Source organism: Wolbachia endosymbiont (group A) of Apotomis capreana, assembly GCF_964027025.1.
GTDB lineage: Bacteria > Pseudomonadota > Alphaproteobacteria > Rickettsiales > Anaplasmataceae > Wolbachia > Wolbachia pipientis.
In genome coordinates this window covers 473,598-498,650 of the sequence record NZ_OZ034721.1, presented here as the reverse complement: position 1 = coordinate 498,650, position 25,053 = coordinate 473,598, and the positions used below count along the sequence as shown (strand labels likewise).

Here is a 25,053-nt window from a genome sequence, read left to right as displayed (position 1 = left end):
AGAACGTGCTACAACTATTAATCTTACTCACGGTCATCACTTCAGTTGCATTCTTTGGTCATTTAGTTCCAATGGAAGCAAAAACCTTCTTGTACTCAACGAGCCTGAGTATAAAAGAGGTTTTGCTATTTATAATGCCTTTTATTATTTTTGCGTTAATCTTTAGCAGTGTTAACAATCTTAAGCAGTCAGCTATAAAGTTCATATTGTTACTTATTATAATGATCTTCTTGTCAAATCTGGCTTCAAGTTTAATAGCTTATTCTGTTGGGCATTTTATCATACAAAACACTCATTCAATACAAGATATAACGTATGAAGAAACAATTGTTCCCTTATGGTCGTTTAGGCTGCCTGCATTGCTTTCTAATTTTTATGCCCTTGCCTGTGGATTTGTGTCCAGCATAGTAGTGTCCACACTGCTACCCAAGAAAAGCAAAGAGCTTTCGAACAAAATGTTAGATTTAACTCTCTTTATTTTGAAGACGTTTTTGACGCCGATTATTCCAATATTTGTACTTGGGCTTGCTTTAAAAATGAAGCATGATCAAGTTTTATCTATAATATTTAAGGATTACTCAATAATTTTCATTATTATAGCATCTGCAACCTACCTTTATGTTTTCCTCTTATATGGAGCAGCAAATTCATTCAAGATCACAAGCTGGATAGCTAGTATAGGCAATATGATACCGGCATTTATTACTGCAATGAGCACAATGTCTAGTAATGCAACTATGCCACTTACTCTTGAAGGAAGCAAAAAAAATGTAAAGCAACCTGACATAGCATCGTCTGTTGTACCAATAACTGCTAGCTTTCATTTAGTAGGTGATTGCTTTTTTATCATAATATTATCAATGATAATTGCCTCCGGTTATTCATTGTTCACAATAGATTATGTAACTTTTCTTCTCTATTTTTTGTTATTTAAGTTTGCTATCGTGGCAGTGCCGGCAGGAGGAATTATGGTAATGCTACCTATTCTTGAGAAATATCTCAAATTCTCTCCAGAAATGCTTTCGTTAATTACAGCATTGTATATAGTGTTTGATCCAATAATCACTTCAGCAAATGTTATGGGTAATGGTGCCTTTACTATAATATTTTCAAAACTCTATGATAAGCTTAAGTAATGTCTATTTTAGCGATTGATACTGTAGGTATTGGTAGTTCAATAGCAATAGTTGATTATGATGGTAACTGTTTTGTAGAGCACAATTCCACCAGCAATAGTCATGCAGAATCATTTTTTCAAATACTAAGTACTTTATTTGATAAGCACAACTATAATTATGATAAAATAGATCATTTGGCGGTAGTAGTTGGACCAGGAAGTTTCACTGGAATTAGAGTTGGTATATCAGCTGCACAAGGTATAAATCTTGCTACAAATAAGCCGTTATACGGGGTTAGTGCGCTGGAAGTTCAAGCCTACGCAATATCTTTGCTTTGTGCAAATAGCAAAAAAAATATCAGAGCTATAATCAAAAATGCTCAAGGGTTTTATACACAGTTATTTGATTTCAATTTATTGCCGCTGTCTGGTCCAACTGCAGCATGTGACCCTGGTTACGCTACAAGCAGTACACATATGGATTGCAATTTAAATGCTAGCCATGCAGGGCTATTAGTTCATTATAGACTGAAGAACAAGCAAAAATTAAATGAAGTTGAAGCTCTATATTTAAATGAGCCTCAGTATATGAAATTGCTATAGACTATTTTTTTGCATACACGCAATTTGGCTAAGCTTGTGCATCTGGTTTACTATCTCTTGAGCTACTTCTTTTATACTCATATTTGAATTTTCTATCTCTATAGCACTCGGTGGTGTAAATAAATTGTTAATCCTACATTGCTCTATCATGCTATTTAGATTAATCACCTTCCTATTTTTTCTTTGCCTTTTTAATGCAATACGCTTTTGTAATGTCGGTAGATCACACCTAAGTACCACAGGAAGGATTTCTGTGTTCATTTTTTTACTAAGCCTTACTATTGAATCATACATCCTCATGTTCTGGTCATTATTTTCCATCAACTCATCAATAAATATGTAATTTTTTGAGTGAATCGGATAATTTTCCATTACCTGAAGCATAATTTGCATAATGCCATATATTCTATCTTGAACTTCTTTAGGTATTTGATCACGTTCAAAGACACCATCGTATATAGAGCAAGCTTGAACATTGTTATAGAACTTGCTATTTACAATTAATGCGTCTATCATATTAGATAATTCTATTGCTGTGGAAAGTTTACCACTTCCCGAAAGACCAGAGAGATATATGAAAAATCCTGCTGGCTGTTTTTTTGTGTTAATATTTACCATATTATTTTCAATCTTGAAACTTACATTTATAATAACATAAAAATGAAGCTTTAAAACATATGAAATATTATATAGAAAATTATTTTTGTAGTTAAGATATTATGTAATTTAAAAACATAAATTCTGTATATAAACTCTATAATAACGATAACTATTTTTAAGCAAGCTACAACACAAAAGTGTTTGGTATTCAGAAAGCAAGACAGAGTGGCATAGACTTATTAGTTTACTACAAGTCTCTTTTCGCGTATAAACCTTCAGAAGATTCTAACAGAGGATTGTGTTGTTAACAAAGAGCAGAGTAAAAAGGGATCTAGTCTATGCCTATCAGATTTTGTCCTACCTTAAGTTCGATGATCATACATATACTCACCTTTCAGTGCGTTCTGAAGATCAAAAGTCGTTTTATATTTATCCGTTTGGTATGCGTTTTGATGAAGTAGATGAACGTTCGTTAATGAAAGTATCATTTGATGGAGATGTAATTGAAGGCAAAGAATATCAATATAATAGAACTGGCTATATAATTCATGGTTTTGTTTATCAAGCAAGGAAAGATATTCAAGCAATTTTTCACTTGCATACACCTTCTATTGTAGCGGTTTCTTCTCTCAAAGATGGGCTGCTTCCTATAAGTCAATGGGCACTGCACTTTTACAATAAAATCTCTTACCATAATTATAATTCCCTAGCACTTAGCGATACAGAAGGAAAGAGGTTAATAGCTGATCTGAAAGAAAATTTTGTCATGTTAATGCGTAATCATGGATCTATAACGTGTGGTCGGACTATACAAGAAGCAATGTTCTACACATATCATTTAGAACGAGCGTGCAAAACTCAATGTTTAACGTTACCAATGAATAAGGAGTTATCAATTCCAAGTGAAGAAATTTGCTCAAAAGCTGTAAAGGATCTCCTATCTTTTGAAAGCAATCTTGGTGAGAGGGATTGGCACGCATGGGTTAGACTAATTAAAAGTAAGTTGTAAGAGACTTTCGCACTACTATCTGTCATCCAAGTAGTGACCTTACCCAGAAAAAGTAGAGAGAAAGTTAAGACGTTTTTGGAGTAAAATAAAACGTTTTTTCAAAATATGACAAATAGAAGAGAATATACAGCAGAATTCAAATTAGAAGCTGTTAAGCTGGTTAAAGAAACAGGTCAAGCAAGTACAAAAATAGCAAAAGATCTAGGTATAGATGGCAGTATGTTAAGTAAGAAAATATGATGGAAAAATGTCTGGAGCATACGCATTTCCAGGCAAAGGCTCCTTATGACAAAGAAAGATTTGATCTAAAAAAAGAGCTAATAAGAGAAAGAGACATCTTAAAAAAAGCCCTGGGCAAAGAAAAAGAGTAAAGTATTCTTTTATATAGAAATTGCTATAAAACACAGGAACTATGTAGGGTTTTGTACTGGTGGTATGGGTTGCTAAGGAAAAAAGCAGTAAAGAATTAGCAAAAGAAGGGCTTCTAGCAGATATTCAAAAAATACATCAAGCTTCTAAATGCAGATATGGAGCCCCTAAAATTCACGCTGAATTAAAAGCTTTAGGCAAAAATTAAAACAGTACAAAGTGTTATGCAAGAAAATGGCATTAAAGCCAAGCTTAGACGAAGGTTCAAAAATAAAAAACAGCAAATAAGCAACCGAGTTGTGGCTCCGAACACATTGGATCAAAATTTTACTACTGATCAGCCAAATAAAGTTTGGGATTACCTACATAAAAACTAAAGAAGGTTGTTGGCGGCAATAATTGACCTATATTCACGCATGGTGGTTAATGAGTAACATGATAATTAGTTATAGATTCTTTATTGATGGCCGTTGATAAACGCAAACCCGATAAAAATCTGCTGTTACATAGCGATCAAGGGTCACAGTATACCTCTCAAAATTACCAATTTCTATTGAATACAAAAAACATCATTTCCAGCATGAGCCATAAGGGCTGTTGTTACGATAACTCTGTTGCAGAAAAGTTCACTTAAAAGGGAGCTGCTTATTGATACTTCTCGCTCAACAAACCAGAACTGCCATATTTGAATACATAGAAATCTTTTATAACAAATAACGTAGACATTCTACTATTAACTATTGCATTCCTGCACAATTTATTCTCATGATAAAAACGTCTTAACTTTCTCTCTACTTTTTCTGGGTAAGGTCAATTTGGGTCTGCACCATTTTTGAGTAATAGTTTTACTTCTTGTGCATTACCATCTTCTACAGCTAGGAATAATTGTTCTTCCTGTGTTTTTACGCGTGTTTCCACATTAGATATAAAAAATAACAATACTAAACATGCAATACCAATAATGCTAATATATTTTATAATTTTTCTCATAAGATATTTTACAATGCTTCTAATAATATTAGATATCATCTATAAAATTAAAAAATCCATGAAAGGGGATGAAAATATGTAAAAAAGTATTATTGATTAATTAAAAACAGATTTTGATTTGATAATACTAATAAAATCGATTTATCTTAAATTTACGTTGATTTTTACCTGTTATTTTTTGTAGTTTATCCAACGTAAATTCCAGGTAAAACAAAGTCGTTATCTCCAACCGTTACAACCAACTCTCCTTCTTTAATTTTTATTTGATTAGGTGTATGGTCCCATACCATCACACTCTGGGATCATACACCTAAAGTACTCCGACACTGGGATGACAAAAAAGAGCCCCCTGAGCAAAAATCTTATAGCCACTTGAATGATAATTGACTTTTTGCCTAAAATAACTAAGAAAGAAACTTCTCATCAAGATAACTTAAATATATACTAATTCTCTTATTTTTAAACGATTTCTCATCATGAATTGCACGATCAAAAACCTGAATTTGACTTGTTATAATGCTACAATTATTATTTGCAACTTCTAATACGCCACTATCAATTACAACCTTCTTTTCTGTTTGGTTACTCATTTTAACAGTAATCATACCAGGCAATAAATAAATTAAGTAAGGAGCATGGTGAGCTAAAATCATAAGCTCCCCTTCGAGCCCAGTTACTGAAAGAGAAACCACTCCACTGAATGAAATTTGATCATCAGGAGAGAAAAATTGCACTTTAAAAGTATTCATAATCTTTAACTTTTATTTAGCTTCAGCTTGTATTAATTCAGCCTTTTTTATTGCTTCATCTATATTCCCCACCATATAAAAAGCAGCCTCTGGTAAGTGATCATATTTGCCTTCAACAATCCCTTTAAAACTGGAAACAGTATCAGAAAGTGAAACAAATTTACCAGGCATGCCAGTAAATATTTCTGCAACGTGAAAAGGTTGAGAAAGAAATTTCTGAATCTTACGAGCCCTATCAACAATAATTTTATCTTCATCAGATAGCTCATCCATACCAAGTATTGCGATAATATCTTGCAGTGATTTATAAGTTTGCAATATACGTTTCACCTCAGAAGCTACATTATAATGTTCTTCACCAATGATTTCAGCAGATAAAGACTGAGAAGTTGAATCAAGTGGATCAACAGCAGGGTATATTCCCATTTCAGCTATTTGCCTTGACAACACTGTGGTTGCATCAAGGTGAGAGAATGTAGTTGCTGGGGCTGGATCAGTCAAATCGTCCGCAGGAACATATATAGCTTGCACAGAAGTAATAGAGCCAGAAGTTGTTGAAGCTATTCTTTCTTGCATTGCACCCATATCAGTTGCAAGGGTTGGCTGATAACCAACAGCTGACGGTATTCTTCCAAGTAAAGCAGAAATTTCAGAACCAGCTTGTGTAAATCTAAAGATATTATCCACAAAAAATAGAACATCTTGGTTTTCACGGTCACGAAAATACTCTGCCATAGTAAGTGCTGTTAAAGCAACTCTAGCCCTTGCTCCAGGAGGCTCATTCATCTGACCATAAACCAAAACAGCTTGAGATTTTTCATGCTCATTTATATTTATTACATTTGAAGTGATCATCTCGTGATAAAGATCGTTACCTTCACGCGTTCTCTCCCCTACCCCGGCAAACACAGAAAATCCTTTATGAGCTTTTGCTATATTATTAATTAATTCCATTATTAGGACTGTTTTACCAACACCGGCTCCACCAAATAAGCCAATTTTTCCTCCTTTAAGATAAGGTGCAAGAAGATCTATAACTTTTATTCCCGTAACTAAAACTTCTTCCTGTATTCTCTGTTCAGTAAAACTTGGAGGTGCTCTGTGTATAGGCTCTAAGTTATACTTTCCCTTCAGTGGACCACACTCATCTATAAGCTCTCCAACAACATTAAAAATCCTTCCTAAAGTTGAACGCCCAATTGGCACCGATATTGGTGCACCTGTATCAACAAATTCATCCCCCCTTGACATGCCATCTGTGTTATCCATAGCAATACAACGAACTATATTGTCACCTATATGCTGCGAAACTTCTAAAACCAGCTCCTTATCCTTATATTTTAGTTTGCTTTTTAAAGCATTAAATATTTTAGGCAATTCACCTTCAAATTTTATATCAACAACTGCTTGAGTTACCTTAATCGCTCTACCTATATTCATCTCTTTATTTTTATCACCTAACACTATAATTCCATAAAAGAACTTCTAAAGAAAATAAATTTTATATTATTAATAGAAATTTTGCAACATTAAAACGCTTACTAGTTACGCTTCATTACAAACAATGCAAATGCATTTAATAGCCAAGTAATAATAAACAATACTAAACTAAGCGCATAAGCAGCAAGAGTTTGTACACTATTGAAATCCTGATCTCCGGTAAGTAATGTAGCGATCTGCACGGTAATGGTAGTAACTGAATTAAGAGGGTTAAAAGTCAAATTTGCGTTGATTCCCACAGCCATTAGCACAATCATTGTTTCACCTATCACTCTTGAAATTGACAATAAAATTGCACTTAAAATTGTAGGCATTGCATAAGGTATTGTTATATGCCATATAGTTTCCGCTGGAGTTGCACCAAGTGCCATGAAGCCATAACGCAAGCTTTTTGGAACAGATCTTATGGCATCTTCGAGTAAAGAAATAATAAAAGGAAGAATCATTATCCCAATCGATAAACCGGCAACTAAGGCACTTTCTGAGTGTATACTTAAACCAAAAAAATTTGCTACCTGCTTTATAAAGAAAGACAAAAACACAACCGCGAAATATCCATATACAACCGTAGGAATAGCAGACAAAACTTGCAAAGTTGTATTAACAATATAACGCACTTTCTCACTCGCATATTCACTAATATATATTGCAGAAAATAAACCAAGCGGAACGACAACTAACATTGCTATAATAGTTATAAGTAATGTACCAACTAAAAGCGGCGCTATACCAAAACATCCTATCTTCTCTTCATTGATAGTGACTACATTGTGGCCCCATTTCAAGCAAAACAAGAATTCTGAAATAGCTACTTTATTAAAAAAACTAATGGATTGAATAAAAATAGACAGCATTATAAATAAAGTGATAAAAAATGATATGGCCAAAGCCACAAATAACGAAAGTTTTATTATCTTATTTCTTTTATTTTTAAAGATAAAAGCAAGCATGAAAAAAAGTAACGCTATAGAAATAAAAGTTACAAAACAATTATTATAGAATACTAACAACCAAGTTAGCATCCATACACAACTAAGATATAGATAAGATTTAACCTTATTTACTTCTTGAAACCTACTAAAACAAAATAAAAGGATTAGTAAGACAGGTATGACTATCACCGAATTCATTCTTCCATGCATCAAATTTTATTCTACGAAAATGTCATACAAGTTCACCATTATTTGACAATAAAGTAAAACAATTTAAAATAAATAATTATATTAATATAAAAACAATGAAGAGAACATTTCAACCAAAAAATTTGATAAGAAAGCGCAGACACGGATTTCGTTCACGTATGGCAACAAGAGCTGGAAGAAAAATCCTTAATAGGCGCCGTTCATTAGGGTGTAACAAATTATGCGCATAGTAAGTATAAAAAAAAAGATTTTTCTTCTGCTTTCAAAAATAAGTTAGCACTCAACAGTCTTTTTTATCGTGGGCTTTATATATCACTGTACGCTATAAAAGAAAGAGAACCTGAAAAGTACATTCATACTATTAGAGTAGGTCTGGCTATCAGTAAAAAAACCGGAAAAGCAGCAAAAAGAAATAAAATAAAAAGGCAACTACGAATGCTTGCTAAAATTAACATTTTAAATATAAGTAATATAGGGCACTACTACATAATACTAACTCATAGAAACATTATGCAAGCAAGTTATAAAAATTTACAAAAAGATCTAACTATTTGCTTAAAAAAGATAAAATAAAAAAAAATCTCAATTAAGGTATTTACAACTATATTTTTTATGATAATATAGGTAAAATTTTTAAAAATAGTTAATGGGTGTGGTGAATGGTAGAGCATATAAAAGAGGTAAATAACACAGGCTTTGGTCAGATGTATCAATTCTTATTTCTTCCTAAAGGAACAGGAACAGATTGGAGGTCAGCATTTCGCCAACAAGAAGAATTATTTAAAAAAGTGGGAGGTAATGTAATATTACCAGAAATCAGTAATTCTCCTTCAAAAGGGAATCAATTAGGGGAAGTAGGAACAATGCTAAATAATGTAGAAAATGACCAAGAACATATAAGAAAAAAAAGATATCGTAGTTAAAGTAAAAACTTAAAGAATAGTAACAAAACAAGAAAGTTAAAATATAAGTATACCTAGTGTCTAATTAACAAAGAAATTTTTATAAACTTGGCGGCGACCTACTCTCCCTTTTCAAGTACCATCAGCGCTAAAAAGTTTCACTTCCGAGTTCGAGATGAGATCGGGTGGTTCATTTTTGCTATAGCCACCAAGTCAATAAAAATTTCTAACTTAACAATTTTAACTTAATATTTAACACTGCATACACACATATAGAAAGCAAATAAATCAATCAGGCTATTAGTACTAGTTAGCTTCACATGTTACCATGCTTCCACACCTAGCCTATCAACGTGGTAGTCTTCCACGGCCTTAATTGGGAAATCTTTTTGAAGAGGGTTTCTTGCTTATATGCTTTCAGCAATTATCCCATCTATACATAGCCACCCAGCGATGCTATTGGCATAACAGCTGGTACACCAGAGGTATATCCATCTCGGTCCTCTCGTACTAGAGTCAGACCTTCTCAAATTTCCTTCACCCACGGCAGATAGAAACCGAACTGTCTCACGACGTTCTAAACCCAACTCACGTATCACTTTAATCGGCGAACAGCCGAACCCTTGGGACCTTCTTCAGCCCCAGGATGTGATGAGTCGACATCGAGGTGCCAAACGGTGTCGTCGCTATGAACGCTCGAACACCATCAGCCTGTTATCCCCGGCGTACCTTTTATCCGTTGAGCGATGACCCTTCCATACAGAATCACCGGATCACTATGACCGACTTTCGTCTCTGCTTGGCTTGTCAGCCTCGCAGTCAGGCAAGCTTATGCCATTATACTATCAAGCTGATTTCCGACCAGCTCTAGCTTACCTTCGCACGCCTCCGTTACTTTTTAGGAGGCGACCGCCCCAGTCAAACTACCCACCATACAATGTCCTAGTTCCAGATAATGAAACATAGTTAGATATCAAAAGTGTAAAGGGTGGTATCTCAAGGTTGACTCCATTATAGCTAGCGCCATAACTTCAAAGTCTCCCACCTATCCTGCACATCACACTTTTAATAGCAATGTAAAGCTATAGTAAAGGTGCACGGGGTCTCTTCGTCTAACCGCGGGTACCCCGCATCTGCACGGGGAATTCAATTTCGCTGAAGTGATGTTGGAGACAGTGGAGAAATCGTTACGCCATTCGTGCGGGTCGGAACTTACCCGACAAGGAATTTCGCTACCTTAGGACCGTCAGTGTTACGGCCGCCGTTTACTGGGGCTTCAATTCGGAGCTTGCACCCTTCCTATTAACCTTCCAGCACCGGGCAGGCGTCAGACCCTATACTTCCACTTACGTGTTTGCAGAGTCCTGTGTTTTTAGTAAACAGTCGCTACTCCCTATTTTGTGCCACCTACTCATAGTTGCCTAAAAGCAGGTTACCCTTCTTCCGAAGTTACAGGTATAATTTGCCGAGTTCCTTCAACATCATTCTTTCAACACCTTAGTATACTCTACTCATCCACCAGTGTCGGTTTGCGGTACGGCCTCATAAATATAAGTGCTATTTCCTGGAGCTTCTTTTAAGCATAGATCAATCCAATAAGATCTATACAAATACGAAACCCGTCACACTTAAGAGGTTTAGGAATATTAACCTAATTGCCATCGACTACTCCTTTACGGACTCGCCTTAGGAACCGACTAACCCTACGCAGATTAACTTAACGTAGGAACCCTTAGATTTTTGGTGAGAGTGTTTTTCACACTCTTTTACGCTACTTATGTCAGCATTCTCACTTCCGATATCTCCAGCAGTTTTCACAAACCACCTTCACAGACTTACGGAACGCTCCGCTACCGCGCCTATTGATCGAAATCAATAAGCACTCACATCTTCGGTATACAGCTTTAGCCCCGGTACATTTTCGGCGCAGAAAAACTTATTTAGACAAGTGAGCTGTTACGCTTTCTTTAAAGGATGGCTGCTTCCAAGCCAACCTCCTAGCTGTAATGGTTTTTCTACTTCCTTCCCCACTTAGCTGTAATTTTGGGACCTTAGATAGTGATCTGGGTTGTTTCCCTCTTCACCACGGACTTAGCACCCGTAGTGTGCCTGCTGTATAATTAATTGTTGGTATTCGGAGTTTAGTTAGATTTGGTAAGACGGTGAATCCCCCTAGTCTATCCAGTGCTCTACCCCCAACAACATACATACAACGCTCTACCTAAATAGATTTCGCGGAGAACCAGCTATTTCCAAGTTTGATTGGCCTTTCACCCCTAATCACAACTCATCCAATAATGTTGCAACATTAACTGGTTCGATCCTCCAGTGTGTTTTACCACACCTTCAATCTGGTCATGACTAGATCACTTGGTTTCGGGTCTAATCCATAAAACTAAAACGCCCTATTCAGACTTGCTTTCGCTACGCCTACACCTAACGGCTTAAGCTTGCTTCATAGATTAACTCGCTGACCCATTATGCAAAAGGTACGCTGTCACTCTAAATATCAATAAATTGATATAGAGCTCCAACTGTTTGTAAGCACTTGATTTCAGATTCTATTTCACTCCCCTCCCGGGGTTCTTTTCACCTTTCCCTCACGGTACTTGTTCACTATCGATCGTTAAGGAGTATTTAAGCTTGGAGGATGGTCCCCCCATATTCAAACAGGATTTCACGTGCCCCGCTCTACTCAAGGATTTAAAAACTTTCTACTTATACAGGACTATCACCTTCTATGGTTACTATTTCCAGAGTATTCTAATTCTTATTCTTAAATCACTAGCCTTTTCCGCTTTCGCTCGTCACTACTAACAGAATCTCGGTTGATTTCTTTTCCTTTGGCTACTTAGATATTTCAGTTCACCAAGTTTGCTTTACATACTTAGTACGTAATAACTAGCTAAACTAGTTGGGTTTCCCCATTCGGAAATCTGCGGATCAAAATTTGTTGACAATTCCCCACAGCTTATCGCAGCCTGCCACGTCCTTCATCGCCTCTTAACGCCAAGGCATCCATCAAGTGCTCTTAATAATTTATTTATCCGACTATATGCAGAATATGCAGAGTTAAATATTATTAAAATTGAATTGAGATTAAATTAATCTCTACCATAAAACTTGTCAAACATCTAAAAACTAAATTAATCTTTTATATGTTATAACCTAATAAATAATATGTCAACGCCTTTTTGCACAAAACATTTACTTATATTATCAACAACAATATACTAGCAATCCTAAACAGTATAATCTGAGAAATATGTAGTAAACTTATATATACAGTAAAAATTAATAAAAAAGATATTTTGTAAGATAAAATGTGTTAAAATCAATTGCCTAAAAATGATAATAAACATTCGGAGTATTTCTAACGTATGAAAAGTAATCTCTCTTTTATAAAAAACGTTGCTTTAAATTGTATGTCTAAGCTCATTGGCGTATTAAATATTAAGAAAGTAAAACACTTCATTGTGAATAAATATAATACTCTTCATAAAGAAATGACAGTGCTTCTTAAAAAATCTAAGAACCTGTTAAACACCAACATTGAAATCGGTTTATATCACTTTTATAAAGGTAGCATATCAGATGCAAAGTTACGATTTTGGTTAATTAGCATATTTTACCCCCATTTACCTATAGTCTGGTATAACATCGGAAGGTGTCATTTTGCGGTAGGGAATACTAACAAAGCTTATAATTATTTAACAAGGGCACTAAAATTAGATAATGACCACGAGGAGGCGTCTTACTATATAAAAAAAATGACAAACTCAGCGCCTATTACAGAATTGCCAAAAAACCTCATAAGACAATATTTTGATTACACAGGTGAATATTTTGTTGAGCATTGGTTGATTGCCAAACAATATAGAGGGCATGAACTTGTACACATGATAATTACAAAAATCTTCAACAACTCCACTTCTGAGCTCAATATACTCGACCTTGGTTGTGGAACTGGAATATGTGGTCATTTCTTGAAAATAAATAGTATTGGAAACCATATAACAGGAATTGACATTTCAAGTAGAATGCTAAATATCGCAAGAGGATGCTTTATAAAAGGTAAGCCTGTTTACAATGAATTAATACATATGGAAATGAAAGAGTTTCTTAAACAAGAGAAAAACCAGCAGTATGATGTAATTATCTTTGCTGAAGTGCTACATTATCTACATGACTTTCAAGAAGAGTTGGAATTAGCAAAAAGATCTACGAGCAAAAAAGGAGTTATTGTATGTTTAATAAGAAGAAAGGAAGGTGAAGGTATTGACTTTGTAAATAAAGGAGACTATTTTCGTCACTCAGAAAGTTATGTTCAACATGTTGCAAAAGAAATAAATATGCAAATAAGTTATATGAGTTACTGTAAAATATATGGCAGTCAGGTTGACGGTATCTTGTTTGCATTACAGCATCAACAAGAAAATCCGAAAAACCTAACTTAAAAATCGCTCAAAATGACTTTTAAGTATCTATATATAATAAAAGAATAAAAGGAACTTTATGAATAACATTACCATTAATTACGCAAAGGACAGCAAATTAACCGACTTTGGAAAAGCAGTTCTATCAGACAGGTATTTAATAGAAAATGAAAGTTATCAAGACCTCTTTGCACGTATTGCTAATTACTATTCTGATAATAAAGAACATGCGCAGCGTCTTTATGACTACATGAGCAACTTGTGGTTCATGCCTTCAACACCAATACTCAGCAATGGTGGCACTAAGAGAGGGTTACCTATCTCTTGCTTTCTTAATGAAACCGAAGACAGCTTGCAGGGAATAGTTGATCTATGGAACGAAAATGTTTGGCTTGCTGCACGTGGAGGAGGCATAGGTAGTTATTGGGGAAATTTACGCTCAATAGGCGAAAGCGTAAAGGGTAGCGGCAAAACATCAGGAATTGTTCCATTTATTGTAGTGCAAAATGCTCTAACGCTTGCAATTAGTCAGGGATCCCTAAGGCGAGGAAGTTCAGCAGTCTACCTTCCTGTATCTCATCCGGAGATAGAAGAGTTTCTAGATTTACGCAAGCCAACAGGCGGTGACCCAAATCGCAAAGCGTTAAATATACATCATGCTGTAATAGTAACAGATAAATTTATGCAGGCTGTTGAGAATGATCAAGAATGGAATTTAATAAGCCCTCACAACAATAAGGTTATTTCAACTGTAAAAGCGCGGGATATATGGATCAAAATATTAACAGCAAGAGTTGAAACTGGAGAACCTTACATTATTTTCCTTGATGCAACAAATAACAATAAGCCAGAATCTTACAAAAAGCTCAACTTAGACATCAAGATGTCAAATCTATGCAGTGAAATAACTTTAACCACAGGTTATGATCACCTGAATAAGTCACGCACTGCTGTGTGTTGTCTATCATCCGTAAACCTTGAGTACTACGAAGAATGGAAAGACAATAAACTCTTCATAGAAGATATAATGCGCTTTCTTGATAATGTATTGGAAGATTTCATAAATAAAGCACCGAATGAAATGCAGCGAGCAAAATATTCTGCAGCCAGAGAACGCAGTATTGGTCTTGGTGTGATGGGCTTTCACTCATTTTTACAAAGCAAAATGGTTCCTTTTGAATCAGTAACAGCACAACAATGGAATAAAAAAATATTTAAGTATTTACGCGAGCAAGCAGATATAGTTTCTAAAAAATTAGCAGAAGAAAAGGGAGCATGTTCTGATGCCAAAGAAGTTGATCTAATGGAAAGGTTTACACACAAACTCGCTATTGCTCCTACTGCCTCGATCTCCATTATTGCAGGTAATACCTCCCCTGGAATAGAACCATACGCAGCAAACGTATTCATACAAAAGACACTTACAGGCTCATTTGTAGTGCGAAATAAATTCTTGCAAAAACTATTAGCAGAAAAAAATCAAGACAATGATAAAATATGGTCTTCAATTTCAACAAACGAGGGTTCCGTTCAGCATTTAGATTTTCTTAGTGAGCATGAAAAATTGACATTTAAAACAGCGTACGAGCTTGACCAAAGATGGATTATAGAACATGCAAGTGATAGAACTTCGTATATTTGTCAATCTCAATCAGTAAATCTGTTCTTACCTGCCAACGTACATAAACGTTACTTGCACAAAATACACATGCTTGCTTGGAAAAAAGGATTGAAGAGCTTATATTACTGCAGATCACAATCAATGCAGAGAGCCGATAAGGTCTCGCATGACATATTCAAAAAAAGTGAAATATTGCAACAAAAAACAGATATTGACTACGATGAATGTCTGTCATGCCAATAGCGGCCTTACTCAAAAAAAGTAGAGAGAAAGTTAAGCAAATGGGTAAATAGACTTCTTGCATAACCATATAACGCACTTTTATTGGGAATAGAAACGAAAAAACTTTCTTGACAAACTCCGCCAGCTCCCTTATCATAAAACTGAAGCTATTTATTTATCTTCTCTGTACAGATTAAATGACAAAAAAACTCACGTATCTGGCGTCTCATGTTTAATTTTTTGCACTATGTGCACCTTATGTCTTTATCAAACTTCTACCTACATAAGCTGAAACGCGCTTATAAAGCGTTTAAAACATAAAAAAACGCCAACTTAAAAAATGGATAGTGAATAACTAGCTACCCTAGGGTTTCTTTTGCCTTTTTTTCCGTTTAGTAAATTTCTTAAACATTTATAGCTAAGGTTAGTTGCATTTAAAAGCAGCTGAGTCGCGGTTATTAAGCGTTTAGAATAAAAAAACGCCATACTTGAAAGTATAATGTAAGTAATTAGCCAACTACGGGGCTTCTTTTGCCTTTTTTTTCATTTGGTAAATTTCTTAAACATTTATGGATAAACGACAATCGTCATCCCGCTACTTGTTAGCGGGATCTCTTGTTAGCGGCTGAGATACTGCGGCGGTATGACGTAGATTGCTGTCATTCCGCTACTAGTTAGCGCCGCAGCGGTATGGTGTAGGAAAATTAGCTATATAGCTAACTTGTACCACGCGTTAAAGCTTTTAAACAGGTCTTGGTTTACTTACTCCATTATTTTCTTTATTATCAGATATCATTTTAAATAATATGGAGGAGCAAATTGTCAGCAATTGCCATTATTGATTTTGGTTCACAGTTTACACAGCTTATCGCAAGACAAGTAAGAGGAATGGGCGTTTATTGTGAGATATTTCCAAGCAACATCAGTTTTGAAACAATATCAAAATTCAATGGGTTTATTCTCTCTGGAGGACCACAATCTGTAAATGATGATTGTTCTGAAACAAGTAGAGTAGTACATGAAATTATAAAACTTAATGAGGCAACAAACGTTCCTATACTTGGAATATGCTATGGACAGCAACTCATTTGTCATTATTTTGGAGCAAAAGTAAAAGAGAGTTTCAAACAGGAGTTTGGTAGAACTAAAATCAAGATACTAAAAGAATCCCCCATTGTAAAGGATACCTGGGACGTTAATTCTGAAGTGGATGTATTAATGAACCATGCGGACAGTGTTGATACTATACCACATGGATTTACTGTTATTGCATCAGGTGTGATAAATCAAACAATTGCAATGATTGTCAACGAACAGCGGAAGATTTACTGTACTCAGTTCCATCCTGAGGTTAAGCCCACAACAAATGGCAGTAAATTGCTCTCTAACTTCTTGGATATTGCAAATTGCGAAAGGGACTGGACAATGAAGTCGTTTATTGAGGAGCAAAAGGAAAAAATCAAAAATGTAGTAGGAGAGAAAAAAGTAATCGCTGCAGTGAGTGGTGGGGTTGATTCAAGTGTTGCAGCGGCTCTCACACATAAAGCTATAGGAAAACAATTGAACTGTATTTTCATTGATACTGGGTTGTTACGCAAGAACCAGACTATTGCTATGTTGAAAGAGATTCCGATAAACTACGTTGATAAATCAAATTTATTTTTGAGTAGGTTGAAGGGAATAACTGATCCAGAAGAAAAGCGAAAAATTATCGGTAACACTTTTATTGAAGTGTTTGAAGAAGAAGCAAAAAAAATAGGTGATGTGGATTTTTTGATGCAAGGTACCATCTACTCTGATGTAGTTGAGTCAGGGCATGCCTCAGACAACACTAGTACAATTAAGTCTCACCATAATGTTGGTGGGTTGCCAGAAAAGATGAATCTGAAGTTAGTGGAGCCTTTACGTTACCTCTTTAAAGATGAGGTAAGGCTACTTGGAAAAGAAATTGGGCTTTCAGATGAGATAATATTTCAACATCCATTTCCTGGACCTGGACTTGCAGTGAGGATTATAAGTGAAGTCGATGAAGAAAAGGTGCGAATATTGCAAGAAGTAGATGAAATATATATTAATACGATGAAAAATTACGATCTATACGATAAGATATGGCAAGCTTTTGCTGTATTATTACCAATAAAAACTGTAGGCGTTATGGGAGATGGTCGTACGTATGGATATGTTTGTGCTTTAAGGGCTGTAACATCATCTGATGGTATGACAGCCGATGCATTTCCATTTGAAGATAAGGATCAACACTTGCTAGTATTTTGGGATTTTTTACGCAATGTCGGCAGTATAATTGTTAATAATGTTCCCGGAGTAAATAGAGTTGTTTATGATATCACTTCTAAACCACCCGCAACTATTGAGTGGGAGTAAATCAAAAAGATCCCGCTGCTTGTTAGCTGGATCTAGAGATACCGCGAATGAATCGCGGTATGACGGTTAATTTTCTTTATTTTGCTTATAATTTCCACAAGCAGTGCAAACATAAATGAAGAATACAAATATCCTTTTGGTAATTCTATATGAAATCCATGAAGTATGAGGTACACACCGACAAGTAAAATAAATAAAATGGCGATTATTTTTAACCCTGGGTTAGATTTGATTAACTGGGCGGTATAACTTGATAAAAACAGCATTGCTAGCATGGAAAATGTAAATGCTGTAGCAATTATTACCATGTTATAAGTTAGTGCTATAGCAGTTAATATCGAATCAACCGAAAAAACTAAATCTATTAATATAATTTGTAGCACAACTAAAAAAAATTTTGATTTAACGTTTGCTTTCTTTTTATTTTTCTTACATACAAAGATGTCATCCCGTAACTCCATAGAGCTCTTAACAATAAGGAATAATCCCCCTGCGATCATAAGTAAATCCCTTGCTGATGCAGTGTGAAATATAGGTTTTTGCATTGACAATATAGATGATGTAAAAAATAGTATTACAAAACGCATTAATAGTGCTAATCCAAGGCCCATAAGGCGCACTCTTTCTCTCAGCGCATTTGGTACCTTATCTATTGCTAGAGAAATAAAGATTAAATTGTCTACACTAAGTATAGTTTCAAGTAGTGTAAGTGTCAGTAAAGTCCAAGCATCAGTTAGCATTTTTGTTTCAAATTCGGTTCTTCTTACTCTACAATAGATGTGTAAAAATTAAGTGACTTCACTCAGAAGTTTTATAGCAGTTCTCCAGAAAAACAGGATATATAAAGTTCAGCAGCTTCTTCTATTTTCGTTTTTGAGCAAAATCAATAATAAGAGAGTTTCTTATTTTCATGCACGCAAATAAGATAAAGCCTTATTTTCATTTTTGACTTTATTTGAAAATAATATATAGAGCTTGTCCATAAACAAGTAAATTTAAGCATATTCTCTATTTAACATAACCTTAGTCATAGCAAGATATATAAAGTTTTCAGTAGATGTTGTAAGCAAATCATATTCTTTTGATAACCTCCTGTTCCTATTGATCCAAGCAAAAGTCCTTTCTACAACCCACCTTCTCGGCTGAACTTTAAATCCAGGATCCCGTTGTGGCAATAGTTCTAGTGGTGTGTCTTTATGCACCCAAAATCTGCATGGAGGCCTTTTAATAATCTCAATTTCTATGTCATATTCTCTCTTTATGTGAGCCTTTAAATCTTTTCCTTGATACCCCATATCAGCCCACATTTTCCTAACATTAGCATATTTTTTCTTCATGTTATCTAATGCTATTTTTATACCATCTCTGTCATTCTCATTGGCAGCTCCTACATAGCAACCAAGCACAAAGCCCTGTGTATCGGTAACTATATGCCTCTTTCTACCTTTGACTTTTTTGCCTCCATCATAACCTTTGACCCCCCTTTTTCCGTTGTCTTTACTGATTGGCTGTCAACTATACACGCACTTGGCTCTTCATTCCTACCAATTTTTGCCCTGCTATACTTGGTGATTTCATAATTTATCTTTTCAAAAATTCCTTGTTTTTTCCATCTCCTGAACTGCTCATGCACAGCCTTCCATGGTGGAAAATCATGAGGTAAGTAGCGCCACTGACACCCTGTGCGTAGTACATAAAAAATTGCATTTAACATCTCGCGTTTACTGTATTTTGGTGGCCTTCCTCCTTTTTCATATGACACCTTAAAGTGCCTTTCTATCAAAACCCACTCTCTATCTTTTAAATCTGTTGGATACTTTTTTCTCATCTTTACTCCCTGTTGAATCTAGTATTTTTATACTAATTCTTTGGTTTATGGACAAGCTCTTATAGCTCTTTTCATAATAGTCCAAACGAGGTAAAATAAGGTTTTATAGTAGTGAAGGTAAGGATGCCAGCAGCATATAGTTATGATTTAAGAAAAAAAGCAATGGAAGCACTAGAAGAAGGAGAAAGCAGGGAAACGGTGGCAGCAAGATTTAAAATTGGAAGAACTACGTTATGGGAGTGTCAGCAAAGAAGAAAAGAAAACAGGAGATTTTCAGTCAAAAAAACTTGGAAATGGAGGTTATAATCACAAAATTACTGACTGGAATAAATTTACTGAATTTGCTAAAAAATATGGTGGTATCGGAAATGGCTAAGCTTTGGAGCAATGTTAGTATCCCAACGATCCATCGAGCTCTTAAAAAAATTGGACTCACACGCAAAAAAAGACATATGGATACAAAGAAAGAAACGAAGAAAAACGCGCTGAATTTTTGAAAATTATAGCAACAAAAGAACCTCAAAACTTAGTTTATATAGATGAGTCTGGCATTGATAACACCGAGTTATGGATATTGCCAGAAGGGACAGAGGTTTTATGCTCTAAAATCTGGTAAAAAAATTCAACGAATCAGTATGATTGCAGCCTTAAACGGCAGAAAAATAGTTGTTCCGTTAACATTTGAAGGCCACTGTAATATGGATATCTTTAATAAATGGTTTGAGCAGTTTCTGACACCGATTTTGAAACCTGGACAAACTGTTATCCTTGATAATGCTACTTTTCATAAGTCTAATAAGATTTGCTAAAGGAGTTGGCGCAGAAATTTTATATCTACCGCCTTATTCTCCCGATTTTAACAAAATTGAGCATCATTGGTTTGCTATAAAAAACAGAGCTAGGAAAAACATCCCTCTATTCACATCTTTTCGTCATGCTGTTGATTCCGCTTTTCTATAAGCTTTTCGGACTATTATGAAAAGAGCTATACTATAAAAATAGTGTGCTAGGTTGAATGAATGTATATTAAAGGATCACCATCAGGCAAAGTATTCGCTGGTTATCAGGCATTTATACCAAGCCCCTTGCCACCAAAATTTGAATGGGACAATGATTTAGTTAATAGTCTTTAAACCCTTACTTTACTATAAGGAAAGTGGTTGAAAACTTAGGTGTCGTATTGACAACAGCCCAAAGAGCAATCGTAAAGCTTGAAGATTTAGGCATCGTTTCACAAACTTCTCAAGGAAAGAGAGATCGGGTTTATTGTGCAACTGATATTTTGAATATTCTAGAAGAACCAACTAAGATTACAGAGAACTTCGATAGCACATTGTAGCTATTGTGATGAATAAATTCAGCAAACAGCAAGCTTAAAGAGTCTGATCCAATGGACATGCTGAACAAAAAGTAAGGAGCTCCTTTTGGAGGATTGTATTAACTTATTAATTAATTGCTTGACTTTTAGCAGGATTTATTATATTATTTATTAATGAGCAATGCAATCAAACCAAGGAGGATAGCATGATAAATAATTTGGATTCAATAATTCTTGGAATAAAAGATGGTGAAAAGGCGATTGAAGATTTAAGGGTTGTTCTTAAAAAAAGAAAAGAAGAAGTTATTACTACACAGACATTTAATTACGCTTTACAATGCCCACAAACTACAAAGGAAGCGATAGTACACGAAATTCTGCTTCATTTTATACAAAATCCTGGCGAGCAATCACTAGAACAAGTAATACAATACTTAGATGGAGCAATACAATCTAGGATATATGCAAAAAACAACCCAATAAGAAATCTAGATGAAGAATTTCGTACTCATATAAACTTTAAAGATGAAGAGGGAAATACATTACTACATCATGCAGTTATAGGTAATAAAACTGAAGAAATAACCACCCTTCTTGTTACATATAGTGCAAATCCTTTGATACAAAACGCGGATAATAAAATTCCTTCATATTTAGCTCAAGGAAAAACAAAAGAAGTGCTTATTAAAAGTATGAAAAAACAAGCTAATACGAAAAAAGAAAGCGCTATGGTAGGCAGTTTGGTGCCTGGCGTAATAATTGGTGGTTTTCTTGGTGTTGTACTTGGAGCTGGTGTGTGTGTTGCAGTAAGTCTTTCTGGTGGTATGATACTAGGTGTAATGATAGCATCTTCTCTTGTTGCTAGTATAGCTATTGGACTGGCCATGTATTTTTTGAGTCAAGACTATGAACAGGCTAAAGCGATAGAAAAAACTATTAGCACTGTTAGCTCTGAAATATCTGTTGATGGTGCAACTGCCGCAAATGATAAAGAAGAGCCACAACTTACATAGAAAAAGCTATAGTATTTTCAAACTAAATAATAAACCTTGTAATTAGGATATTCTGGATTCCAGCGTCACGCGCTGGAATGACAACTGCGTTTTTTGCTTTTTTGTCATCAAATACTCCTACTCTTTATGTCATCCAAGTATCCTGACTACTTGGATCCAGGAAATTTAATTGTTTTAAATTTTGCTCAACGTCCTTCTATACACCTATTTAAATTTTATGTATGTGCAATATAATCTATAATAACGTTGAATTTATTATCAATACAATATATTAAAAAATATTATGAGCTTCGTAAGAGAAAAAAACACCCCTGTGATGGAACAATATTTGAACCTGAAAGCTCAATACAAAGATCATCTGCTATTTTATAGGCTAGGAGATTTTTATGAGTTGTTTTTTGATGATGCTATTAAAGCTGCGAAATTGCTGAATATAGTGCTAACCAAGAGGGGCAATTCAAATGGGCAAGAAATACCAATGTGTGGAGTGCCAGCACACAGTAGTGAATCTTACCTACACAAGCTAATAGATTTAGGATTCAAAGTAGCAATCTGTGACCAATTAGAAACTGCTGATGAAGCAAAAAAGAGAGGCTATAAATCCATAGTAAAACGTGATGTAGTGCGAGTTGTAACTCCAGGTACAATTATAGAAGATTCGCTACTGGAGGATAAAAGCAATAATTATCTCGCGTCCATAGTTGAACAAAATGACGAATATGCTATTAGTTGGCTTGAATTATCGACGGGAAAATTTTTTCACACTTTAACGAGTTTGAAAGCTCTAGATAGTGATTTATTGCGTATATCACCAAGAGAATTATTAATTTCTGAAAAATTCACTGAGGATGAAAAAATTAGATCGGTTTTAAAAAATTATAAAATATCAATTACGCAACACGCACTGAGCTTTTTTGAGTATAGTAAATCTCACAGAACGTTATGCGAGTTTTATAAAATCAGGGAACTTGGGAGTATAGGAAATTTCAGCAAAGTAGAAATCATGGCGTGTGGTGCACTGCTTGAATATGTCAGAGTAACGCAAAGGGGCTCCATTCCAAGGCTTGAATTCCCAAAAACCTATAAGCAACAAAATTTCATGCTTATTGATGCTTCAGCAAGGAGAAATCTTGAGTTGTTTTCAACTCAATTTGGTGAAAAGAAAGGTTCACTAATTTCAGTTATTGATCATACAGTTACAGCTTCTGGTGGACGCCTGCTCAAACAAATGCTCGCTTCACCCCTTGCTTGCTCCAAGGCAATCAATTTGAGGCTCAGCACCGCTCAATTTTTTGTAAATAATCATGATTCACGCAGAAAAATACGAGAGATATTATCTAACATTCCGGATATTGAAAGGTCTTTATCGCGCTTAATACTAGGGCGTGGTTCACCAAAGGATATGAACCTATTGAAAATAGGCCTAGGAAAGACTTTAGAATTGTCTGAGTTCTTATGTAAAATTGAATCAGGTGAAAATGGATCTCTCCCACAACAATATGTCATCCAAACTGAGATCCAGCCAGCGTCACGCGCTGGAATAACAGTAAAATCAGACGAGAGTGAACTAAGCACAATACATAAAAGCCTTGGTAATCATAAAGACCTATTTGAACTGCTAAATAGTGCTATACTTGATAATAATCTCAGTTCCGTGAAAGAGGGAGGGTTTATCTACCCAAAATACAACTCAGAATTATCTGAGTTATCCTACATATTAAATAATAGTAATAAACTAATAACCAAACTCCGTGAATCTTATCGCGACCTAACTGGCATTGCCGCACTCAAAATATTGCACAACAATATACTCGGTTATTACGTTGAAGTATCAGCAAATCACAAAATAACTTCGGATATATTTATTCATAGGCAAAGCTTAGCAAATAGCATGCGCTACACTACTAATGAATTGAAAGAACTAGAAAATAAAATTCTTACGGCACGTGATGCTGCAATCGGCTTAGAAATGAAAATTTTTAGTGAACTGTGTAGTGAAGTTGCTAAAGAGTCTGAAAAAATTGCTCTTGCTGCAAATGCTTTGGCAAAACTTGACATTAGAACCGCGTTTGCAGAGCTTGCAGTGCAAAATAATTACGTAAAACCCATTATTGATGACAGCAAAGAGTTCAATATCTGTAGCGGAAGACATCCAGTGGTTGAAGTTAACGATAAATTCATTGCAAATAGCATCAATTTAGCTGGTATACATCTAATTACTGGTCCTAATATGGCTGGAAAAAGCACTTTCTTGAGGCAAAACGCTCTCATTGCAATTTTAGCTCACATGGGGTCATTTGTGCCAGCAGAGAGTGTACATATTGGAGTGATTGACAAGATATTCAGCAGGGTTGGCGCAACGGATAATATAACAGCTGGTTATTCTACCTTCATGGTAGAGATGATCGAAACAGCAACGATAGTAAATCAGGCAACGGACCGTTCCTTGGTGATACTTGATGAAATTGGTAGGGGCACAGGGGTGTATGATGGATTATCTATTGCACAGGCGGTGATTGAACATATTCACAATGTAAATAAGTGCCGCGCCATTTTTGCAACTCATTATCATGAATTAACTAAAGTAAGCAAATACTTGAAGAACGTGAAATGTTTTTGTGTAAAAATAAGAGAGTGGAACAGAGAGGTTATCTTTCTACATGAAGTAATTGAAGGCATTGCAGATGAGTCATATGGAATACATGTAGCAAAACTTGCTGGTTTTCCTGATTCTGTTTTAAATAGAGCAAGTGAAGTGTTTGAGGAGCTGAAGGCTTGAATCATTATTATAAGTGAAGAATTACCTATACAATCGTGGTAGTAGCTATAGAAACGAAAAACTTACTTGACACCCTTCGCCAGCGCCCTTATCATGATAGTGAAGCTATTGTATTTGCTTTCGCCAATCTGCAGATTAAAAGGTAAGGATTACTTAATGTATCGGCGTCTTATGTTCAATTTTTTGCAGTATATAGATACTGTATGTCTTTACAAAACTTCATCTACATCTAGATTTTTATCTAAATAAGCTGAACGCGCTTATAAAGCGTTACAAGACATCAAAAAATGCCAATACTCGACAGAGATAGTAAAAGACTAGCTAACTCGGGGATTCTTTGTCTTTTTTTCTGCTTAGTAAATTTCTTAAACATTTGCAGCGTAAGTTAGTTGCAATTAAAAGCGGCTGAATCTCGCTTGTCAAGCGTTTAAAACATAAAAAACGCCAATATTTTAAAGCGGATAATAACCCCA

The 25,053-nt window shown here is 35.1% G+C and carries 22 protein-coding genes, 2 rRNA genes and 2 pseudogenes; 17 read left to right on the top strand and 9 right to left on the bottom strand.

The features are described 5' to 3' along the window. The first annotated feature begins 5 nt into the window (after positions 1–5). Both AAGD50_RS02565 and tsaB read left to right on the top strand, forming a co-directional pair. Positions 6–1,136: a dicarboxylate/amino acid:cation symporter gene (locus AAGD50_RS02565; protein ID WP_264723682.1), complete on the top strand. Its 1,131-nt coding sequence runs from the start codon at positions 6–8 to the stop codon at positions 1,134–1,136. Next, entirely contained in the window at positions 1,136–1,720 is a 585-nt protein-coding gene (gene tsaB, locus AAGD50_RS02560) for a tRNA (adenosine(37)-N6)-threonylcarbamoyltransferase complex dimerization subunit type 1 TsaB (RefSeq protein WP_155969018.1), read from the top strand. The genes AAGD50_RS02565 and tsaB overlap by 1 nt, the downstream gene beginning before the upstream one ends. On the opposite strand, the gene AAGD50_RS02555 is transcribed toward tsaB, so the two are convergent. After that, positions 1,715–2,338 (bottom strand): AAA family ATPase, encoded by a 624-nt coding sequence (locus AAGD50_RS02555; RefSeq protein WP_264723685.1) that lies wholly within the window; start codon positions 2,336–2,338, stop codon positions 1,715–1,717. The two genes, tsaB and AAGD50_RS02555, sit on opposite strands and share 6 nt — an antisense overlap. A gap of 280 nt (positions 2,339–2,618) precedes the next feature. Here AAGD50_RS02555 and AAGD50_RS02550 point away from each other — a divergent pair, with 280 nt between their 5' ends. The 5 genes from AAGD50_RS02550 (at position 2,619) to AAGD50_RS06795 (ending at position 4,332) form a co-directional block, all read left to right on the top strand. Then, positions 2,619–3,329: a class II aldolase/adducin family protein gene (locus AAGD50_RS02550; protein WP_264723686.1), complete on the top strand. Its 711-nt coding sequence runs from the start codon at positions 2,619–2,621 to the stop codon at positions 3,327–3,329. A gap of 105 nt (positions 3,330–3,434) precedes the next feature. Continuing rightward, positions 3,435–3,569 carry an IS3 family transposase gene (locus AAGD50_RS02545; protein ID WP_007548354.1) on the top strand — a complete coding sequence of 45 codons (135 nt, stop codon included), beginning with the start codon at positions 3,435–3,437 and terminating at the stop codon, positions 3,567–3,569. After that, on the top strand, positions 3,566–3,700 hold the full coding sequence (locus AAGD50_RS02540) for a hypothetical protein (RefSeq protein WP_007548509.1): 135 nt from the start codon (positions 3,566–3,568) through the stop codon (positions 3,698–3,700). The genes AAGD50_RS02545 and AAGD50_RS02540 overlap by 4 nt, the downstream gene beginning before the upstream one ends. Before the next feature lie 59 nt (positions 3,701–3,759). Further along, positions 3,760–3,906, top strand: coding sequence for an IS3 family transposase (locus AAGD50_RS02535; RefSeq protein ID WP_080717648.1), 147 nt, complete (start codon positions 3,760–3,762; stop codon positions 3,904–3,906). Positions 3,907–4,161: 255 nt separating this feature from the next. Next, on the top strand, positions 4,162–4,332 hold the full coding sequence (locus AAGD50_RS06795) for a DDE-type integrase/transposase/recombinase (RefSeq protein ID WP_080717647.1): 171 nt from the start codon (positions 4,162–4,164) through the stop codon (positions 4,330–4,332). Between the two features lie 176 nt (positions 4,333–4,508). On the opposite strand, the gene AAGD50_RS02530 is transcribed toward AAGD50_RS06795, so the two are convergent. The 4 genes from AAGD50_RS02530 to pstC form a co-directional block, all read right to left on the bottom strand. Continuing rightward, positions 4,509–4,688 carry an ankyrin repeat domain-containing protein gene (locus AAGD50_RS02530; protein ID WP_238514246.1) on the bottom strand — a complete coding sequence of 60 codons (180 nt, stop codon included), beginning with the start codon at positions 4,686–4,688 and terminating at the stop codon, positions 4,509–4,511. A 404-nt stretch (positions 4,689–5,092) separates the two neighbouring features. Next, positions 5,093–5,437: a F0F1 ATP synthase subunit epsilon gene (locus AAGD50_RS02525; RefSeq protein WP_006279902.1), complete on the bottom strand. Its 345-nt coding sequence runs from the start codon at positions 5,435–5,437 to the stop codon at positions 5,093–5,095. Between the two features lie 12 nt (positions 5,438–5,449). Next, complete coding sequence (atpD, locus tag AAGD50_RS02520; RefSeq protein WP_264724260.1) at positions 5,450–6,877, bottom strand: F0F1 ATP synthase subunit beta; 1,428 nt, start codon at positions 6,875–6,877, stop codon at positions 5,450–5,452. A 101-nt stretch (positions 6,878–6,978) separates the two neighbouring features. Next, positions 6,979–8,067: a phosphate ABC transporter permease subunit PstC gene (gene pstC / locus AAGD50_RS02515; RefSeq protein WP_038199744.1), complete on the bottom strand. Its 1,089-nt coding sequence runs from the start codon at positions 8,065–8,067 to the stop codon at positions 6,979–6,981. Positions 8,068–8,174: 107 nt separating this feature from the next. On the opposite strand from pstC, the gene rpmH reads away from it, so the two are divergent. The 3 genes and pseudogenes from rpmH to AAGD50_RS02500 all read left to right on the top strand — a co-directional run bounded on the left by rpmH (position 8,175) and on the right by AAGD50_RS02500 (position 9,002). Further along, positions 8,175–8,309, top strand: a complete 135-nt coding sequence (rpmH, locus tag AAGD50_RS02510) for a 50S ribosomal protein L34 (protein WP_006279898.1) — start codon at positions 8,175–8,177, stop codon at positions 8,307–8,309. A gap of 67 nt (positions 8,310–8,376) precedes the next feature. Next, positions 8,377–8,652: pseudogene (gene rnpA / locus AAGD50_RS02505) on the top strand (ribonuclease P protein component); the annotation flags it as partial. Positions 8,653–8,738: 86 nt separating this feature from the next. Then, entirely contained in the window at positions 8,739–9,002 is a 264-nt protein-coding gene (locus tag AAGD50_RS02500) for a hypothetical protein (protein ID WP_077188558.1), read from the top strand. A gap of 85 nt (positions 9,003–9,087) precedes the next feature. Here the strand turns inward: AAGD50_RS02500 and rrf are convergent. Together rrf and AAGD50_RS02490 are read right to left on the bottom strand one after the other, a co-directional pair. Continuing rightward, positions 9,088–9,194: ribosomal RNA gene (rrf, locus tag AAGD50_RS02495) — 5S ribosomal RNA — on the bottom strand. 66 nt (positions 9,195–9,260) lie between these two features. Next, positions 9,261–12,026: ribosomal RNA gene (locus AAGD50_RS02490) — 23S ribosomal RNA — on the bottom strand. A gap of 335 nt (positions 12,027–12,361) precedes the next feature. Between AAGD50_RS02490 and AAGD50_RS02485 the strand changes: the two genes are divergently transcribed. The 3 genes from AAGD50_RS02485 to guaA all read left to right on the top strand — a co-directional run bounded on the left by AAGD50_RS02485 (position 12,362) and on the right by guaA (position 17,642). Next, positions 12,362–13,438, top strand: a complete 1,077-nt coding sequence (locus AAGD50_RS02485; RefSeq protein ID WP_012673083.1) for a methyltransferase domain-containing protein — start codon at positions 12,362–12,364, stop codon at positions 13,436–13,438. Positions 13,439–13,496: 58 nt separating this feature from the next. Then, positions 13,497–15,281, top strand: a complete 1,785-nt coding sequence (locus AAGD50_RS02480) for a ribonucleoside-diphosphate reductase subunit alpha (protein ID WP_006280151.1) — start codon at positions 13,497–13,499, stop codon at positions 15,279–15,281. 798 nt (positions 15,282–16,079) lie between these two features. Then, positions 16,080–17,642, top strand: coding sequence for a glutamine-hydrolyzing GMP synthase (guaA, locus tag AAGD50_RS02475; protein WP_264723688.1), 1,563 nt, complete (start codon positions 16,080–16,082; stop codon positions 17,640–17,642). 32 nt (positions 17,643–17,674) lie between these two features. Here the strand turns inward: guaA and AAGD50_RS02470 are convergent, their stop codons facing one another. Next, positions 17,675–18,382, bottom strand: coding sequence for a TerC family protein (locus AAGD50_RS02470; protein ID WP_038199715.1), 708 nt, complete (start codon positions 18,380–18,382; stop codon positions 17,675–17,677). A gap of 255 nt (positions 18,383–18,637) precedes the next feature. Next, a protein-coding gene (locus AAGD50_RS02465) for an IS5 family transposase (RefSeq protein WP_341810044.1) occupies positions 18,638–19,470 on the bottom strand; the annotation gives its coding sequence in 2 pieces (ribosomal slippage) (positions 18,638–19,128 and positions 19,128–19,470; 834 coding nt in all). Positions 19,471–19,593: 123 nt separating this feature from the next. Here AAGD50_RS02465 and AAGD50_RS02460 point away from each other — a divergent pair. The 4 genes and pseudogenes from AAGD50_RS02460 to mutS all read left to right on the top strand — a co-directional run bounded on the left by AAGD50_RS02460 (position 19,594) and on the right by mutS (position 24,580). Next, positions 19,594–20,430 (top strand): annotated as a pseudogene (locus AAGD50_RS02460) (IS630 family transposase). A 220-nt stretch (positions 20,431–20,650) separates the two neighbouring features. Then, positions 20,651–20,809 (top strand): hypothetical protein, encoded by a 159-nt coding sequence (locus AAGD50_RS02455; protein ID WP_264723689.1) that lies wholly within the window; start codon positions 20,651–20,653, stop codon positions 20,807–20,809. 185 nt (positions 20,810–20,994) lie between these two features. Further along, the gene (locus AAGD50_RS02450) at positions 20,995–21,801 is read left to right on the top strand and encodes an ankyrin repeat domain-containing protein (protein WP_264723690.1); all 807 of its coding nucleotides are present in this window, start codon (positions 20,995–20,997) and stop codon (positions 21,799–21,801) included. Positions 21,802–22,084: 283 nt separating this feature from the next. Continuing rightward, positions 22,085–24,580: a DNA mismatch repair protein MutS gene (gene mutS / locus AAGD50_RS02445; protein ID WP_341810083.1), complete on the top strand. Its 2,496-nt coding sequence runs from the start codon at positions 22,085–22,087 to the stop codon at positions 24,578–24,580. The last annotated feature ends 473 nt before the right edge of the window (positions 24,581–25,053 follow it).

Excerpts from the sequence above, each read along its gene's own strand:
- tsaB (WP_155969018.1), top strand. The coding sequence starts at position 1,136 with ATGTCTATTTTAGCGATTGATACTGTAGGTATTGGTAGTTCAATAGCA.
- AAGD50_RS02555 (WP_264723685.1), bottom strand. The coding sequence starts at position 2,338 with ATGGTAAATATTAACACAAAAAAACAGCCAGCAGGATTTTTCATATAT.
- AAGD50_RS02545 (WP_007548354.1), top strand. The coding sequence starts at position 3,435 with ATGACAAATAGAAGAGAATATACAGCAGAATTCAAATTAGAAGCTGTT.
- AAGD50_RS02540 (WP_007548509.1), top strand. The coding sequence starts at position 3,566 with ATGATGGAAAAATGTCTGGAGCATACGCATTTCCAGGCAAAGGCTCCT.
- AAGD50_RS06795 (WP_080717647.1), top strand. The coding sequence starts at position 4,162 with ATGGCCGTTGATAAACGCAAACCCGATAAAAATCTGCTGTTACATAGC.
- AAGD50_RS02530 (WP_238514246.1), bottom strand. The coding sequence starts at position 4,688 with ATGAGAAAAATTATAAAATATATTAGCATTATTGGTATTGCATGTTTA.
- AAGD50_RS02525 (WP_006279902.1), bottom strand. The coding sequence starts at position 5,437 with ATGAATACTTTTAAAGTGCAATTTTTCTCTCCTGATGATCAAATTTCA.
- atpD (WP_264724260.1), bottom strand. The coding sequence starts at position 6,877 with ATGAATATAGGTAGAGCGATTAAGGTAACTCAAGCAGTTGTTGATATA.
- pstC (WP_038199744.1), bottom strand. The coding sequence starts at position 8,067 with ATGAATTCGGTGATAGTCATACCTGTCTTACTAATCCTTTTATTTTGT.
- rpmH (WP_006279898.1), top strand. The coding sequence starts at position 8,175 with ATGAAGAGAACATTTCAACCAAAAAATTTGATAAGAAAGCGCAGACAC.
- AAGD50_RS02500 (WP_077188558.1), top strand. The coding sequence starts at position 8,739 with ATGGTAGAGCATATAAAAGAGGTAAATAACACAGGCTTTGGTCAGATG.
- AAGD50_RS02485 (WP_012673083.1), top strand. The coding sequence starts at position 12,362 with ATGAAAAGTAATCTCTCTTTTATAAAAAACGTTGCTTTAAATTGTATG.
- AAGD50_RS02480 (WP_006280151.1), top strand. The coding sequence starts at position 13,497 with ATGAATAACATTACCATTAATTACGCAAAGGACAGCAAATTAACCGAC.
- AAGD50_RS02470 (WP_038199715.1), bottom strand. The coding sequence starts at position 18,382 with ATGCTAACTGATGCTTGGACTTTACTGACACTTACACTACTTGAAACT.
- AAGD50_RS02450 (WP_264723690.1), top strand. The coding sequence starts at position 20,995 with ATGATAAATAATTTGGATTCAATAATTCTTGGAATAAAAGATGGTGAA.
- mutS (WP_341810083.1), top strand. The coding sequence starts at position 22,085 with ATGAGCTTCGTAAGAGAAAAAAACACCCCTGTGATGGAACAATATTTG.